General features: G+C 57.7%; 12 protein-coding genes, 1 tRNA gene and 2 pseudogenes. 12 read left to right on the forward strand and 3 right to left on the reverse strand.

The features are described 5' to 3' along the window. The first annotated feature begins 67 nt into the window (after window positions 1-67). The 8 genes from HMPREF1257_RS09060 to HMPREF1257_RS09095 all read left to right on the forward strand — a co-directional run bounded on the left by HMPREF1257_RS09060 (window position 68) and on the right by HMPREF1257_RS09095 (window position 11,244). Window positions 68-1,654, forward strand: a complete 1,587-nt coding sequence (locus tag HMPREF1257_RS09060) for a succinic semialdehyde dehydrogenase (RefSeq protein ID WP_023024170.1) — start codon at window positions 68-70, stop codon at window positions 1,652-1,654. Window positions 1,655-1,820: 166 nt separating this feature from the next. Further along, entirely contained in the window at window positions 1,821-2,627 is an 807-nt protein-coding gene (locus HMPREF1257_RS09065) for an NAD(P)-binding protein (RefSeq protein WP_023024172.1), read from the forward strand. Further along, on the forward strand, window positions 2,627-3,526 hold the full coding sequence (locus HMPREF1257_RS09070) for an oxygenase MpaB family protein (RefSeq protein ID WP_023024174.1): 900 nt from the start codon (window positions 2,627-2,629) through the stop codon (window positions 3,524-3,526). The genes HMPREF1257_RS09065 and HMPREF1257_RS09070 overlap by 1 nt, the downstream gene beginning before the upstream one ends. Window positions 3,527-3,632: 106 nt before the next feature. Further along, the gene (locus HMPREF1257_RS09075; RefSeq protein WP_023024176.1) at window positions 3,633-6,509 is read left to right on the forward strand and encodes a (Fe-S)-binding protein; all 2,877 of its coding nucleotides are present in this window, start codon (window positions 3,633-3,635) and stop codon (window positions 6,507-6,509) included. Between the two features lie 34 nt (window positions 6,510-6,543). Further along, window positions 6,544-7,851, forward strand: a complete 1,308-nt coding sequence (locus HMPREF1257_RS09080) for a cation:proton antiporter (protein ID WP_023024178.1) — start codon at window positions 6,544-6,546, stop codon at window positions 7,849-7,851. 74 nt (window positions 7,852-7,925) lie between these two features. Next, entirely contained in the window at window positions 7,926-8,576 is a 651-nt protein-coding gene (locus HMPREF1257_RS09085; RefSeq protein WP_023024180.1) for a DUF1707 domain-containing protein, read from the forward strand. A 55-nt stretch (window positions 8,577-8,631) separates the two neighbouring features. Beyond that, window positions 8,632-9,861, forward strand: a complete 1,230-nt coding sequence (locus HMPREF1257_RS09090; RefSeq protein WP_034659584.1) for a pyridoxal phosphate-dependent aminotransferase — start codon at window positions 8,632-8,634, stop codon at window positions 9,859-9,861. A 255-nt stretch (window positions 9,862-10,116) separates the two neighbouring features. After that, the gene (locus HMPREF1257_RS09095; RefSeq protein WP_232208562.1) at window positions 10,117-11,244 is read left to right on the forward strand and encodes a YibE/F family protein; all 1,128 of its coding nucleotides are present in this window, start codon (window positions 10,117-10,119) and stop codon (window positions 11,242-11,244) included. Here the strand turns inward: HMPREF1257_RS09095 and HMPREF1257_RS09100 are convergent. Both HMPREF1257_RS09100 and dcd read right to left on the reverse strand, forming a co-directional pair. Continuing rightward, a complete protein-coding gene (locus HMPREF1257_RS09100) occupies window positions 11,241-12,563 on the reverse strand; it encodes a UDP-glucose/GDP-mannose dehydrogenase family protein (RefSeq protein WP_023024187.1) in 1,323 nt (440 codons plus the stop codon). The two genes, HMPREF1257_RS09095 and HMPREF1257_RS09100, sit on opposite strands and share 4 nt — an antisense overlap. A 36-nt stretch (window positions 12,564-12,599) precedes the next feature. Then, complete coding sequence (dcd, locus tag HMPREF1257_RS09105) at window positions 12,600-13,169, reverse strand: dCTP deaminase (RefSeq protein WP_034659548.1); 570 nt, start codon at window positions 13,167-13,169, stop codon at window positions 12,600-12,602. Between the two features lie 63 nt (window positions 13,170-13,232). On the opposite strand from dcd, the gene HMPREF1257_RS09110 reads away from it, so the two are divergent. Further along, a tRNA-Gly gene (locus HMPREF1257_RS09110) sits at window positions 13,233-13,306 on the forward strand. Between the two features lie 95 nt (window positions 13,307-13,401). On the opposite strand, the pseudogene HMPREF1257_RS09115 reads toward HMPREF1257_RS09110, so the two are convergent. Then, window positions 13,402-14,060 (reverse strand): annotated as a pseudogene (locus HMPREF1257_RS09115) (integrase core domain-containing protein); the annotation flags it as partial. A gap of 13 nt (window positions 14,061-14,073) precedes the next feature. Here HMPREF1257_RS09115 and HMPREF1257_RS12415 point away from each other — a divergent pair. From HMPREF1257_RS12415 to HMPREF1257_RS09125, 3 genes and pseudogenes are all read left to right on the forward strand, one after another. Continuing rightward, window positions 14,074-14,272: pseudogene (locus HMPREF1257_RS12415) on the forward strand (hypothetical protein). Between the two features lie 178 nt (window positions 14,273-14,450). Then, window positions 14,451-14,984: an IS3 family transposase gene (locus HMPREF1257_RS09120; protein WP_023024193.1), complete on the forward strand. Its 534-nt coding sequence runs from the start codon at window positions 14,451-14,453 to the stop codon at window positions 14,982-14,984. Between the two features lie 10 nt (window positions 14,985-14,994). Then, window positions 14,995-15,245: IS3 family transposase (locus tag HMPREF1257_RS09125; protein WP_023031220.1), on the forward strand; the 251-nt coding region annotated here is incomplete at its 3' end.

The following is a 15,245-nucleotide window of genomic DNA, read 5'->3' on the forward strand; positions in this document are numbered from 1 at the left end:
TTCCTTATTGTTCGTGAGCTTTTTAGCTCACGAACCTTTTCATTGATCTTTCTGGAGCGTGCATTACATGTCTTTACCACGCCGTCTACAAGAACGGCCCTTGCCACAGCAATTACTAACTGAGCTACAACATCTCACCACTAACTACTCCACTGGTTCGCTGGATAAAGGCGAACGCAAAGCGGTCCACTCCCCCTTATTTGAAGAAGAATTAGGCTGGGTTGGAGTAGGCTCCGAAGAAGACGTAGATGAGGCTTTCCGCCGTTCGCGTCAGGCCCAAAAGGCCTGGGCCGATACCGACGTTAAACAGCGCGTAAAGGTAATGAAGCGCTTCCACCACCTCGTGGCTAAACACCGCGAGCTGCTGGCGGATTTCATCCAATTGGAAACCGGCAAGGACCGCACGGCCGCCTTTGATGAGGTACTCGACGTACTAAATAACGCGCGTTATTACTCAAATAATGCGCCAAAGCTATTGGCCACCCAGAAGCAGCCGGGCGCATTTCCGCTCATCACCAAAACGCACTTGCAGCGAGTTCCTAAGGGCGTTGTGGGGCAAATCAGCCCGTGGAACTATCCATTAGCATTGGGCATTTCCGATGCCGTTGCGGCACTGCTTGCCGGCAATGGCGTAGTGGCCAAGCCCGATGGATCCACTCCATTTTCTAACCTGATTTCCCTCTACCTCTTGAGGGAAGCAGGACTGCCGAAGGATCTGCTGCAGATCGTTACCGGCTCCGGTCGAGTCGTCGGCTCCGCCATCTCAGAACGCTGCGATTACCTGATGTTTACCGGTTCTACCAAGACCGGCAAGATTTTGGGTACCACCGTAGGCGAGCGCCTCGTTGGATACTCCGCAGAACTGGGTGGCAAGAACCCAATGATCATCGCGCCGGATGCGGACATCGACAAGCATATTGACACCATCGCTACCGCCTGCTTTTCCAATTCGGGCCAGCTGTGCGTGTCGATTGAGCGCATCTACGTTCCCGATGCCATATTCGATGAATTTATCATCGCATTCCGCCGGGCAACCGAGTCCATCAAACTTGGTTCCGGTTTGAACTGGGACTACACGATGGGTTCACTCATCGGCCAAAACCAACTAGATGTGGTGCAGCACTTTGTCGACGATGCGGTGGATAAGGGCGCCACCGTTATTACCGGCGGCAAGCCCCGCCCGGATATTGGCCCCTACCACTTTGAGCCCACGGTTCTCACTGATTTGGGAGAAGGCACCGAGCTTGCAGAGCAAGAGGTCTTTGGCCCCGTGGTCTATGTGCAACGCGTGCGCGATGTCGAAGAGGCCATCGAGCAGGCAAATAAATTGCCCTACGGCCTGAACTCCTCTGTATTCGGACAGCCCGAGACCGCACAGGGCATCGCTGAGAAAATTGAAGCAGGCAGCGTGACCATCAATGACGGTTACGCCTCTACGTGGGCCTCGATTTCTACCCCGCTGGGTGGTGTCAAGGAGTCCGGTGTTGGCCGCCGCCATGGCCACGAGGGCCTGACCAAATATACGGAAGCGAAGAATATCTCCTCGCAAAGGATCATGCCGATGCGTGGGCCAAGCTGGCTTCCCAATAAGTACTACGGCACCCTGCTGAGCTCTGCATTGCGCTTAGGAAAGGCCTTGCGTTTCCTCCCCTAAGTACTGCGCAGCATAAGCAGTCACCGCTTAAATTCAGTAACTCACTTCACATTTAGCAGGCATGTGTGTACGATCACAACATATTCAGAAATGTGTTCTGCTGAATACATAAATTGCACAACACACAGCGGCCAGTAAGCGCCCTGTGAAACTCGAAAGGAACAGTATGTTCAAGCCATACCGCCGACCGACCGTCGCAGTGGTTGGTGCCGGAGTAGCCGGATGCGCCGCGGCTTCTGAATGCGCATTCTCTGGATTCGACACCGTTCTTTTTGAACAAGAACCGCACATCGGTGGTCACTTCAATTCCGCTGAGGCCACTGAGGTTTCCCGGAAGTACCACTTCCGTACCCCGTACCTCCGTCTCACTAAAACTGATGGCTCGCCAGCTTCTGTAGTACGCCACCTTGAAGAGGCTGTTGCTGCCAGTGGCGCCGAGTTCCGCGGTTCCACCGCCGTTACTGGTGCCGAGTTCGACCGAGCAGAAGGCAAATGGGAAATCTCCTACCTCGGTGATTCTGGTCAGGAAACCCAAGCTTTCGATGTGTTGATTCGCGCCACCGGCGAGGAGTCCCCGTGGATTTCCGTTCCAGGACGGTCAAAGGCCAGCGTCGATGACATGTACCTCCACCACGGCGTAGAGGTATTCGGGCTGCCTAATGCCCTCTTTGTTGACGGCCCCACCCCGCGTGACTCTTACCTCAAGCGTCGCCCACTGGCTGTCATCGAAGCCCGCGCCGATCACTGCCGCCGTTACGTCCGCCAGCTCGAGATTCGTGGACCAGGCGAACTAACCGTCAAGCACGATAAGTGGTTGGTTCAGCCCGGTACCGTACGCGGAATCCGCGAAGTGCTCGCAGGGTTCGATGCACCGGCCCATGATTTCAAGCGAGCATCCAACTACGCCCCTGAGTCCGCCTCGTCCGAACGCCAGAAACAACAAAAGTCCGCTACTGCCCTTAAGGAGGCATAATGACTACTCTGAGCAATCCTGAAAGCACTGTAAACGACAAGCACACCCAGACTGCAGATAATAACACCGATAACCTGCCTGAGCTGGGCCCGGATTCCATCCTGTGGCAGCGCTTTGGTGACTGGCGCTCCGCATTCGTCGCACTGTCTGCTGGTCTTTTGCAGATTGCCCAGCGTGACGTCAGCCGGTCCTTGGTGCAGCACTCCAACGTTTTTGATAACGAGGTTGCACGCTTGGTTCGCTCCGCCTTCCCGATCATCCGCACGATCTATGAAGGCCCAGAAGTTGGCGTCATGATTCGTGACTTCCACAAGGACATCAAGGGCACCCACCCAGATGGAAGCCGCTACCACCCGCTGAACCCGGATGTTTACTACTGGGCACACGCTACCTTCGCTGCTATGCCGTACCAGTTGGCCGGCAACTTCATGGATCCTTTGACCCCAGAGGAGCGCGAGCAGCTCTTCCAGGAGACCCGTACCTGGTACACCTTCTACGAGGTTGCAGAGCCCGACGATGCGCCAAAGACGTACGCTGAGTTTGAAGAGTACGTGGACAACATGATCGATACCCTCGATATCAGCGAAACCATCGAGCGCTCTCGCATCATCAACGGCCTTACCCTCGACAGCCCGGATCCGAAGGTGCCCAACTGGCTGTGGAAGCCCATTGCACCTTACGCATCCCGCCTGCTGTTGTGGGTTGCAATCGGCATGATTCCGGACAAGCTGCGCAACAAGCTTGGCTGGGAGTGGACCAAGAAGGATGAGCGCAAGCTCAAGATCTTCTCCCGCGCCGTCCGTGGCGTCTTCTCCGTCCTCCCGCGTAAGGCACGCATGGTTCCTATTGCTACCCGCGCCTTTGAGAAGGCGGAAGCTGAAGGCGGCTTCCACTACTAAGGCCTTTACCCCTTCACTCATAGTTACTGAATACTGACTCCCACGATTGCACCTTGAGGCCTTAAGGTAGATAACAACGTGGAGCATTAGTAGTGAAGGAGCACGAATGACAACCGTGTCCGGTTGGATTGCTATAGCCACATCGATTCCGGTGTGGCTATACTTTTTCGCCCGCATAGGCGCGCTCATTAAGTTCATCCGCTCCGGCGGACCAACCCAACTAGAGCGCACCAATAGCCCCGTAAAGCGCGTCGGGCGCGTGCTGGCAGAGGTCTTCGGCCACACCCACTTCAAGGGAAAACCATTGGTCAATGCCGCCCACTGGGCGGTCATGGTGGGCTTCTTATTCGGCATCCTGGTGTGGTTTGAGGCCTATATTCAAACTTTCGCCCCGGATAAAGGGTGGCCGGGCTTAAGCACCTGGCCGGTGTATCACTTCGTGGAAGAAGTGCTCGGCATCGGCACGGTGCTGGGCATTTGCTTCCTCATCGGCGTGCGCCTAAAACTGGGCGATACCGAGCGCGGCAGCCGCTTTTTCAACTCCCAAACGGCAGCGGCCCGCTGGGTGGAGGCCATCGTTTTCATCGAGGGCCTCAGCATGCTCTTGGTCAAAGCTTCCAAGATCGCGGCCTTTGGTGGCGGTTCCGCAGTCGCGGATTTCTTGACTATTCACTTAGCTAAGGCACTGCCTGAGTCCCCGGCACTGGTCAGCTTCTTTGCCTTGGTCAAGCTGCTGTCCGGGCTCCTTTTCATCTTCTTCATTTCCCGCAAATTCCAGTGGGGTGTCATGTGGCACCGCTTCATGGCGTTTTTCAATATCTTTTTCCAGCGCAATACCTCTGGAGAAAAGGCGCTCAAATCCCTGCCTACCCCGGACTTGGAAGAAGACATCACCCCTGGCAGCTGGAAAATGCTGCTGGATTCGACCGCGTGCACCGAGTGCGGCCGCTGCCAGGAGCTGTGCCCGGCTTGGAATACCGATAAGCCGCTGAGCCCCAAAAAGGTCATGATGGACTTGCGCCAGGGCGCGCTGGATAACTACAACCCACACGAGGGCCTCGATGTGCTCTCGATGGCTGGTGTCATCGACGATGACGTCCTGTGGTCCTGCACCAACTGCGGTGCCTGCGTGGATCAGTGCCCCACCGATATCGAGCACATTGACCATATTGCGGACCTGCGCCGCTTCAAGGTCTTGGCAGAATCCGATTTCCCATCGGAGCTGACCGGCCTATTTAAAAACATGGAGACCAAGGGCAACCCTTGGGGCCGCAATAATTCCGAGCGCCGCGCCTGGATTGATGAGGCACGTGCCGATGGCATCGAGGTGCCCATCATTGGTGAGGACGCCGCCGATTTCTCCGATATGGAATACCTCCTCTGGGTAGGCTGCGCCGGCGCTTATGATGACAATGGCCGCCGCACCACCCGCGCCGTGGTGGATCTTCTCCACACCGCCGGCGTGAAATTCGGTGTGCTTTCTACTGGTGAGACCTGCACCGGCGATCCCGCCCGCCGCGCCGGCAATGAGTTCTTGTTCCAAATGATGGCGCAGCAAAACGTTGAAACACTTAACAACGCTTTCGAGGGCGTGCCGGAAGGCCAGCGGAAAATCATCACGACCTGCCCGCACTGCTTTAATACCATCCGCAATGAGTACCCGGACTTCGACGGGCATTTCGATGTCTTCCACCACACGCAGCTGCTCAACCGCCTGGTGCGCGAGAAGCTGCTGCAGCCGGTCCCACGTACCCCGGAAAACCGCAAACCGATCACCTACCATGATCCGTGCTTTTTGGGCCGGCACAATAAGGTCTTCGATCCCCCGCGCGAGCTTCTCGAGGCCACGGGCGTGGAGTTGCGCGAGATGGACAAGTCCCGCGATGAAGCCTTTTGCTGCGGCGCCGGTGGCGCGCGCATGTTCATGGAAGAAAAGCTGGGCTCTCGAATCAATGAGTTCCGCACGGAGCAAGCGCTAGAGACCGGCGCCGAGGAAATCGCCACCGGCTGCCCGTTCTGCAATGTCATGATGACCGGCGGTGTGAAATCTTTGGCCGCCGAGTCCACCCCCACCACTCAGGTCAACGACGTGGCCACCATGCTGCGCAATTCCATTTCCCTGGATGACAAGGGCACCCTTCCAGAGCCTCGCCCCAAGGCCTTCTTGGGCACCCCAGTGCGCCACCGTGCGGCTTCAGCTACCGCCACCGCTGAATCCCCCAAGGCGCCCGCGCCTGCCGATGCCCCCTCCTCCACCAATACCCCCACGGCTACCGCGCCACCTGCTACGCCCGCCGCGCCTTCGGCACCGGCGGCCCCCAATGCTGCGGCCCCATCCGCGCCAAAGGCTCCTTCTACCCCGGCGGCCCCCAATGCTCCTTCGGCACCCCACGCACCCAACGCACCGAGTGCCCCGAAATCCACTAATGCCCCGTCGGCGCCTACTCCGCCTGCCGAACCGAGTGCCCCCTCCGCGCCCAGCGCGCCAACCCCACCGGGTGCTGCCACGCAGCCAAAGGCTCCCAAGGCCCCTGCTGCTCCTGCCGCTCCAGGTTCTTCTTCGGCACCTAGCGCCCCGGCGGCTCCGAAGGCTCCGGCAGCGCCAAGTGCCCCGACAGCTCCAGGTGCCCCGACTCCGCCGGCTGCTCCAGATGCGAAAGCACCCGCGGCGCCCCAACCGCCTAGTGCCCCACAGCCACCCGCTGCATCGCAAGCACCAGCTACGCCACAACCACCTGCAGCTCCACAGTCGCCCCAGACTCCGCAAGCTGCCAAGGCGCCACAGGCTCCAGCAGCGCCAAAGCCACCGCAGACTGACAAGAAACCCGAGGCAGCGGCGCCACCAGCTCCGCCGGCATCGTCCGCGCCGTCCACTCCGCCGGCACCACCGGCGCCATCGGCAAGCACGGAGGCTCCCAAGGCCCCCAAGCCACCGGAACCGCCGAAGCCACCCACACCGCCGAAGGACACGAATACCGAGTAGGCATGCGCACGGATGAGTGCGTACGCTGTGATTCATGCATTTAGATGTGGGATGGGCTGCGGATACTTTTGTTCTCGCAGCGGGTGCGACGGAAAACACCACTAGCCTCGTTTCCTTTGCCTGGATCATGCTCGCGGCGCTGTTGGCGCCCATAGTGTCGTTCATGTTGGGCAACCGGTTGCCGGCCGTTGCCCTTCTCATCATCTTTGGCATGGTCATCGGCCCATCGCTTTTGGATGTCGCCCATGAGGATGCCGGCATCAGCATGCTGAAAGAGCTGGGTGTTGGTGCACTCTTCTTGCTCGCCGGTTTTGAAATCGAGATTTCTACGCTCAAAACCAAAGAGGCGGGAACTGCACTGTCCACCTGGCTTATCTGCCTCGTGGCCTGCGGCGTCGGCGCGTACTTCTTGGTCGATAATGTCCCTGGTGCCATCGTGGTGGCGCTGGCACTGACATCCACGGCACTGGGCACGCTTCAGCCCATGTTGAAACAGGACCGCGTGCTCGAGACCAAAGTGGGCAAATCGGTCATGATTCACGGCGCTATTGGTGAAGTCGCCCCCATTACCGCGATGGCACTGCTGCTCAGTACACGCTCCACGTGGACCACGCTGCTGATTATGCTCGCGTTCATCGGCATCGCCGTGGCCGTTGCCATCATGCCGGCTGCCATTGCAACAACGATTCCGTGGGTTAAAGCGGCGTTTATCTCCGGTGCAGGGTCCACCAACCAGACCATTCTGCGCCTTATCATCCTTATTCTTGCCACCCTCATGGCCGTCACGGCGGTCTTTGAGCTAGACATCGTGCTGGGTGCCTTCGCCGCCGGCATCATCTTGAACCGCATCATCCCGGATGAGTTCCATCGCCGCTTGGAACACCGCCTCGATGTGGTCTTCCACTCCATGCTCATCCCCGTCTTCTTCGTAGTCTCTGGCATGACGATTAACTGGGATACCATCGCTAATAACCCGGGGAAAGTACTGGGCATCCCGGCGCTTATTCTTGTCACCCGCGGCCTGCCGGTATTCCTGCGCGAGAATGTGGGCCACACCGGCTCCGAAATTGAAACGGTGCGCGAACGCCTCCAGGTCAGCTTGTACACGGCGACCGGCCTGCCGATCATCGTTGCCGTGACGTCGCTGGCCGTTAATTCGGAATTGATGAAGCAAGAAACCGCGTCCATCTTCGTTGCCGGTGGCGCGCTGACCGTTGCCATCTTCCCATTCCTGGCCAACCTGGTGGGAAGGAAGAACTCCAAGACAGTTGATGAATCCGATCCAAAGAAGAAGTCCGATTCCACCGAGGACGATAAGGAAGAAGAGTCGCAAGAACTCTAATCTTTTACCCCGCACTAGAAGCTATGCCCTGCCACCACGGCAGGGCATATTCTTTTTGAATCAGGTTGTCTATTATGGTGGCTGTGACTAATAGCTACGGATCCTCCCCCTATGACCGGACCCTGCGTCTATCCGATTCAGAGCGCAACGATGCCCTGACGGATCTAGCCCGCGCAGTGGGCGAAGGTCGCTTATCTATGACCGAGTTTGAGGAGCGCTCCGATAGCGTCATGCAGGCCGTCACCCACAAGGACCTGGCGCCAATTTTCAGCGATATCCCTGCGACCGGATCACAAGAGGTAAAGATCTATTCCCAAGGCGATGTGGACCGCGCCTTTAATGCCGCGAAGAAGCCCCGCGTCGCTACCGCGCTGGCCAGCTCGGTGGTGTTGCTCGCGGCATCGCCTACCCTTGTCATGCTCAGCGCCACCATGAATAGCCCCTGGTTGCTTGCCGGCGGCGCCGTAGCCGCAGCGCTCATTCCTATCGTGTGGATCCTCTTGTACGTGGCCAAGGTGGGCCCGCAATCGTGGCATGCCCCGTCGGTGCGGCAGATTGAGCGCCAACAGCAGCGCGAGATCCGTGCGCTGACGGCACACGAGCGGGCGCACCAAAAAGAATTAGAAAAGAAAATGTGGGCCGAACGCCGCCAACAGGCCGGTGAACTTACTGGTCAGGCTATGGAAATGGCGAAGAAGCAAATCAACAAGTGGAATAATAAATAGCGCTGAGGTGCGCTGCAATATTTCTTAACGCTGTGAAAGATGGCACAATATGGCCATGACTTCTCCCAAACCCCGCATCTTTGACCAGTCCGAAAAATTAAAGGGCATCGCTTACGATATTCGCGGTGAGGTCTCAGCGGAAGCGGAGAGAATGGAGCTAGATGGCCACACCATCCTCAAGCTCAATACCGGCAACCCCGCCGTCTTTGGCTTCGATGCACCCGATGTCATCATGCGCGACATGATCGGCGCATTGCCCACCTCCCAGGGCTATTCCACCTCTAAAGGCATTACCTCGGCTCGGCGGTCCATCGTCACGCGCTATGAGCTCGAAGACTTCCCGCACTTTGATATCAACGATGTCTTCTTGGGCAATGGTGTATCAGAACTTATCACCATGACCACCCAGGCGCTGCTCAATAACGGCGATGAGATACTCATCCCGGCACCCGATTACCCGCTGTGGACCGCAGCAACCTCGCTGGCCGGCGGCACCCCAGTGCACTACCTGTGCGATGAGGAAGACGAATGGAACCCGTCCATCGAGGACATTCGGTCCAAGGTCACCGAAAAGACCAAGGCCATCGTGGTCATCAACCCGAATAACCCAACCGGAGCGGTGTATTCGCGCGAGGTCCTGCAGCAAATCGTGGACATCGCCAGGGAGCACAACCTGCTGATTTTGGCCGATGAGATTTATGACCGCATCCTTTATGACGATGCGAAGCATATCTCCATCGCCTCGCTGGCCCCCGATCTTTTGACCTTTACCTTTAATGGTCTGTCCAAGGCCTACCGCGTCTGCGGTTACCGCGCCGGCTGGATGGTCATTACGGGCCCGAAGCATCATGCGCACGGGCTCATCGAGGGGCTCGAGTTGCTGGCAGGCACCCGCCTGTGCCCGAATGTTCCTGCGCAACACGCCATCCAGGTGGCGCTGGGCGGGCGCCAATCCATCTACGAGCTCACCGGGGCTGGAGGACGATTGCTGCGCCAACGCAATATCGCCTATGACAAGCTCAATGAGATTCCGGGCGTTTCCGCAGTAAAACCCAAGGGCGCGCTCTACCTCTTCCCGCGCTTGGATCCCAATGTCTATGAGATTCACGATGATTCCAAGCTCATGTTGGATATCCTCAAAGCGGAAAAGATCCTCATGGTCCAAGGCACCGGCTTCAACTGGCCGCACCCGGATCACTTCCGCGTGGTCACGCTGCCTTGGGCCTCCCAGTTAGAAAACGCCATCGAACGCTTGGGCAATTTCTTAGTCAGCTACCGCCAATAGAGCCCAGCAGCCGATTGGTAATTGCAGTAATAATCGTTGACAATACACCGTATGGGACGACATTCCTCGGTTTCTAATTCCACTAGGGGCGCCGCTTCGCGGCATCGGCAAGCGCAGGGTCGATCGGAGTCCAGCGGGCACGCGCAGGGCCGGTCGAGGTTACAACGCCTAAAGCCACGTCAGTTGGCGCACTCGGTATCCGGTCACCCGTGGCGCATTGGGCTAGTAACCGCCATCGGTGCGGTCCTTATCGCCATGCTGGTCGGCCTCGTCCTGCTCTGGCCCACTAGTGCTGCCTCTGAGCACACCTCGGAGGAGTTCGAGTCCACCTACGCGTTGAACCACCCGCAGGTGGAAGGCACCGTGGAGAAGACCGATCATTCGGCGTGCCAATCGGAGCAGACCGGCTTGGCCTTCGATACCCCGCCGCTTATTCCGGAAAAGGAAGAAGTGGACTGTGACCGGGCGCTGGTAAAGATCACCTCCGGCGAGGACGAGGGAAAGATGACCCAATTGGTCACCTACGGCAACGCGGGCGACCCAGAATTGCAGCCGGGCGATAATATCGTGCTGTCCAAGGCCACCGATCCCACCGGATCCGTCTCGTATGCCTTTGCCGATTATCAGCGCAGCAATAGCCTCCTGCTCTGGGGAGTGGTCATCGCGATCGTCATCATTGCTTTCGCGGCGTGGCATGGGGTGCGCGCGATCATCGGCTTGGGGTTGAGCCTTGGCATCGTCTTTAGCTTCCTCATCCCAGCACTCATTGCGGGCACCAATCCCTTGTGGGTGGCCCTCGCCGCCTGTACCGCCATCATTCTCCTTGCCGTGCCGCTTGTTCACGGCGTGAATTGGAAATCCGCCTCTGCGGTCGGCGGTTCACTGACGGCGCTCGCCATCGCCGCGTTTTTGGCTTGGGCGGCCATCGATAGTTCGCAGCTGCAAGGCTTTAGCTCCGAAGATAACCTCAAGCTGCTGCTATATTTGCCCAATGTTTCCATCCTGGGCGTGCTGCTGTGCGGTTTCGTCGTGGGTGCGTTGGGCAGCCTTGCCGATGTCGCCATCGCCCAAGCCTCCACCATCACCGAGCTGCATGAATCCGACCCCGCGGCCACACCGCTAGAGCTTTTCTTATCCGCCATGAGGGTCGGCCGCGACCACATTGCCTCGATGGTCTATACCCTCATTTTGACCTATACCGGCGCCGCATTGCCCCTGCTCCTGCTCATTACCGCCGCCGAACGCCCCGCGGGGCAAATACTTAGCAGCGATCTCGTCGCCACCGAACTCCTGCGCTCCGGCGTCGGCGCCATGGCGCTGACCCTCGCGGTGCCCATTACCACGCTGATTGCCGCGTTTACGGTCCCGTCGCGCCGCCGTTAAAGCGTGCGCCCCAGCGCCTGTATCTTCCAGCCGGCGTTGGACCAGGCCGCAACGTCCAGCACATTGCGGCCATCGATAATGTGCTTATTATCCACGAGCTCGCCGGCCTCGTTCGGATCCAGTTCCTTAAATTGCTCCCACTCGGTAGCCAGGATGACAAGTTCCGCCTCCCGCAAGGCGGTTTCCGTGTCGGCGGCATAGTCCAAGGTGGGAAAAACCTTCTTGGCGTTGTCCATGCCCTCTGGGTCATAAACGGTCACCGCCGCACCCGCCAAGGACAAGGACCCAGCCACCGAGAGCGCCGGCGAATCCCGCACATCATCCGAGTTCGGCTTAAAGGCACAGCCCAGCACGGTGACGCGGTGGCCCAACAGCGAGCCATTGAAGGCTTCTTTAGACAGATCCACCATGCGGTCGCGCCGGCGCATATTAATCGCATCCACCTCGCGCAGGAAGGTCAGCGCCTGATCAGCGCCGAGCTCACCGGCACGCGCCATAAAAGCGCGGATATCCTTGGGCAGGCATCCACCGCCAAAGCCCAAGCCCGCGCCGAGAAACTTGCGACCAATGCGCTTGTCTATGCCAATGGCATCCGCCAACGCCACCACGTCCGCCCCCGCGATCTCACAAATCTCAGAGACCGCATTGATGAAGGAAATCTTGGTGGCCAAAAAAGCATTGGCGGAGACTTTTACCAGCTCTGCGGTCTGCAGATCGGTCACAATGAAGGGCGTGTCCTGCGCTAACGGCTGCGCGTAGATCTCACGGGCAAGCTCCTCGGCATGAGATTCTGATTCGCGGGTACCAATCACGATGCGGTCCGGGGTGATGGTGTCATGCACCGCATAACCCTCGCGCAAAAATTCCGGGTTCCACGCGATTTCCACGCGGGTTCCCTCGGGCGCCAAACCATCCGCAAGTTCTTGTAGTTCGGCCGCCGTGCCTACCGGAACGGTAGATTTACCAAAGATGACGTGCTCCCCGCGCAGCTTGGGCACCAAGTCCGTGATAACGGCCTTAACGTAGGTCATATCCGCTGCATAAGAACCCCGGCGCTGCGGGGTTCCCACGCCGAGAAAGTGCACGTTGGCGAATTGCGCGGCCTCGTCATAATCCGTGCTAAACCCTAAGCGCCCAGCATCAATATTGCGCTCGAGTACCTCCGGCAGCCCCGGCTCAAAAAAGGGAACCTTGCCCGATTGCAAGACGGAGATCTTATCCTCGTCTACATCGACGCCTAAAACTTCATGCCCCAATTCCGCCATGCAGGCGGCGTGGGTGGCACCCAGGTAACCGGTGCCAATAACAGTCATCCGCATAAAACCTCATCCTAGAGATTTTATGTAAATACCAGATTAATCCCTGCGGAAGTTCAGGTAAGACTTTGATGGCGTTGGGCCGCGCTGGCCTTGGTACTTCGATCCCAACGCACCCGTGCCATAGGGGCTTTCCGCCGGCGAGGTCATCTTAAAGATGGCCAGCTGACCCACCTTCATTCCCGGCCACAGCGCAATGGGCAGGTTTGCGGTATTGGAGAGCTCCAGGGTGATGTGCCCGGAAAAGCCGGGATCGATAAAGCCCGCGGTGGAGTGGGTCAAGAGACCTAGCCGTCCTAACGAGGACTTGCCCTCCAAACGCCCGGCCAAGTCAGCCGGAAGGGTGAATTTCTCCAGCGTGGCGCCAAGCACAAACTCGCCGGGGTGGAGAATGAAGGAGTGATCCTCTTCTACTTCCACCAAGGTGGTAAGCTCCGGCATCTCCGCTTTGGGGTCAATGTGCGTATAGCGGGAGTTATTGAATACCCGGAAATACTTATCCAAGCGCACGTCAACGGAAGAAGGCTGGATAAGCTCACTATTAAAGGGCTCGATGCCCAGCTCTCCGGAATCAACGGCGGAACGAATATCACGATCTGAAAGAAGCACGGACCCGATTCTACTCAATCCCCTACCTAAGGTGTATAGTAGGGAAAGCGCATTTAGCGCAGTGCCGACGTAGTTTAATGGTAGAACTGCAGCTTCCCAAGCTGCTGGCGCGGGTTCGATTCCCGTCGTCGGCTCCATTGTCATGAGTCGCGACATGCTTGACAGGTGAGTCGCGACATCGTTGACAAACCGGCATCTCAGTTTCTTTTTGTTCTGGGATGCCGGTTTCTTCTTATTCTGGGCCTAGGGGTGGGTCTCCTTGTTTCCAGTAGGGCTTTTGGTAGTTGCGGCTGGTGTCGATGTAGTGTTCGGTGATGACTTCGCCGGTTTCGGCTAGTGATGTGATGACGTGGTTGTCGGCGATGACCATGAGGATTTTCTTTCTCTTCCATTTGCGGCCGATGCCTAGGTGGAAGAGTTTGCCGGCGTAGCGCACGGTGGTTTTGCCGTTGTCCCAGACGACGTCGTTTCTTGTGCGCCATTCTTGTGTCGGGTTGTGGGCTGGGTTGGCTTTGGTGCCGGTGGTGTAGGCCTGGTGTGGGGTGCGTCGGCCTAGTGCTTTGTGGGGGCGTGTGGTGTTGTAGTAGTCGCGGAATTCATTGAGGAGTGTCTGCAGTTCAGCGACGGCTTTAGCGAGTGGTCGGGCGTTGATCCATTTTTGAGTGTTTGGTGGAAGCGCTCGATTTTTCCTTGAGTTTGGGGATGGCCTGGACGACCATTTTTCTGTTGGATGCGGTGGTGGTTGAGGGTTTTCTCGAATGCGTTGCGGCCTCCTTTTCGACCTGTGAGTCGTGCCGTAAAGACCAGTCCGTTGTCGGTGAGTGTGGATGCGGGTGGCCCGTAGGTGTCGATGAGGTGTTGGAGCGTTTCTGCGACTGCAGTGCCTGTAAACGCGTGCTGTGAAGTGTCCCAGGTTTTGTTCCGTTTGAGTAGATGGGAAAATCTGGAACATGCCAAGAAAATTTGACCAGGATGCCAAGGACCGCGTCGTTCGCTTGGTGGAGGATCGCATCCTGGCAGAAAACATGTCGATGCAGGCTGCGTGCCAGGCAGTAGCTCCAAAGTTGGGGGTTTCATGGCACACGGCTCGTCAATGGACTTAAGCCTGCCCGCCGTGCCGGGAGCATCCCAGAACCTGTGTGTGAAGATTTGGCTGCCGAAAACGCAAGGCTGCGCCGTGAAAATCACCAGCTACGCGACACTAATGAGCTGCTGAAGGCTGCCTCAGCTTTTTCGCCTCATGACTGGACCCGAAACGTTAAGAAATGATCCGGTTCATCGATGAATACCGGAATCGTTTCTCTGCCCGAGTTCATTTGTAAGACGTTGAAAAATAACCGGGCTGGTGGGTTTATCACCTCGCGTGGGTATCGCCAGTCCAAGGCTCGCGGGTTAAGTGCCCGTCGCCTTCGCGATGCTGTTCTAGTTGAACGCATTAGTGCTGTTCATCGGGATAATTACGGTGTTTACGGCGTGCGGAAAATGTGGCATGCTCTTCGCCGTGAAGGAATTGATATCGGGCGTGAACAAACCGCCCGACTGATGCGCCTGGCCGGTGTTTCTGGCAAAGGCAAAGGCGGATCACCAATCACAACCCGAAAAGCTAACGTGCCTGATCTGCGCCCGGACTTGGTTGAGCGTGAGTTCAAAGCTCAAGGCCCGAACAAGCTGTGGGTGGCCGACATTACGTATGTGCGCACGAAGAAAGGCTTTGTGTACGCCGCGTTTGTCACCGACGTTTACTCTCGACGGATCGTTGGGTGGGCGTTATCAGATTCGATGCGGACTTCAAGCACTGCCACTGCAAGCTCTTAACCAGGCGATCGTGTGTGCTGAGGAAACAACAGGTCTCATTCACCATTCGGATCACGGATCGCAGTACGTCAGCGTGGTCTACAACGAGCGACTTGCCCAGCACGGCATTATCGCTTCCACCGGGACTGTTGGTGATTCCTATGACAATGCTCTGGCTGAAAACGTTAATGGTTCCTACAAGAACGAGTTGATTCATACCCGCAGGTGGGATGATGTTGTCGAGGTAGAAATCGCGACGTTCGAGTGGGTGTCATGGTGGAA

The sequence above is a fragment of the Corynebacterium sp. KPL1814 genome (genome assembly GCF_000478175.1).
Taxonomy (GTDB): domain Bacteria; phylum Actinomycetota; class Actinomycetes; order Mycobacteriales; family Mycobacteriaceae; genus Corynebacterium.

Coding starts and splice junctions, on each gene's coding strand:
- HMPREF1257_RS09060 (WP_023024170.1), top strand. CDS start 68: ATGTCTTTACCACGCCGTCTACAAGAACGGCCCTTGCCACAGCAATTA.
- HMPREF1257_RS09065 (WP_023024172.1), top strand. CDS start 1,821: ATGTTCAAGCCATACCGCCGACCGACCGTCGCAGTGGTTGGTGCCGGA.
- HMPREF1257_RS09070 (WP_023024174.1), top strand. CDS start 2,627: ATGACTACTCTGAGCAATCCTGAAAGCACTGTAAACGACAAGCACACC.
- HMPREF1257_RS09075 (WP_023024176.1), top strand. CDS start 3,633: ATGACAACCGTGTCCGGTTGGATTGCTATAGCCACATCGATTCCGGTG.
- HMPREF1257_RS09080 (WP_023024178.1), top strand. CDS start 6,544: ATGCATTTAGATGTGGGATGGGCTGCGGATACTTTTGTTCTCGCAGCG.
- HMPREF1257_RS09085 (WP_023024180.1), top strand. CDS start 7,926: ATGGTGGCTGTGACTAATAGCTACGGATCCTCCCCCTATGACCGGACC.
- HMPREF1257_RS09090 (WP_034659584.1), top strand. CDS start 8,632: ATGACTTCTCCCAAACCCCGCATCTTTGACCAGTCCGAAAAATTAAAG.
- HMPREF1257_RS09095 (WP_232208562.1), top strand. CDS start 10,117: ATGCTGGTCGGCCTCGTCCTGCTCTGGCCCACTAGTGCTGCCTCTGAG.
- HMPREF1257_RS09100 (WP_023024187.1), bottom strand. CDS start 12,563: ATGCGGATGACTGTTATTGGCACCGGTTACCTGGGTGCCACCCACGCC.
- HMPREF1257_RS09120 (WP_023024193.1), top strand. CDS start 14,451: ATGAATACCGGAATCGTTTCTCTGCCCGAGTTCATTTGTAAGACGTTG.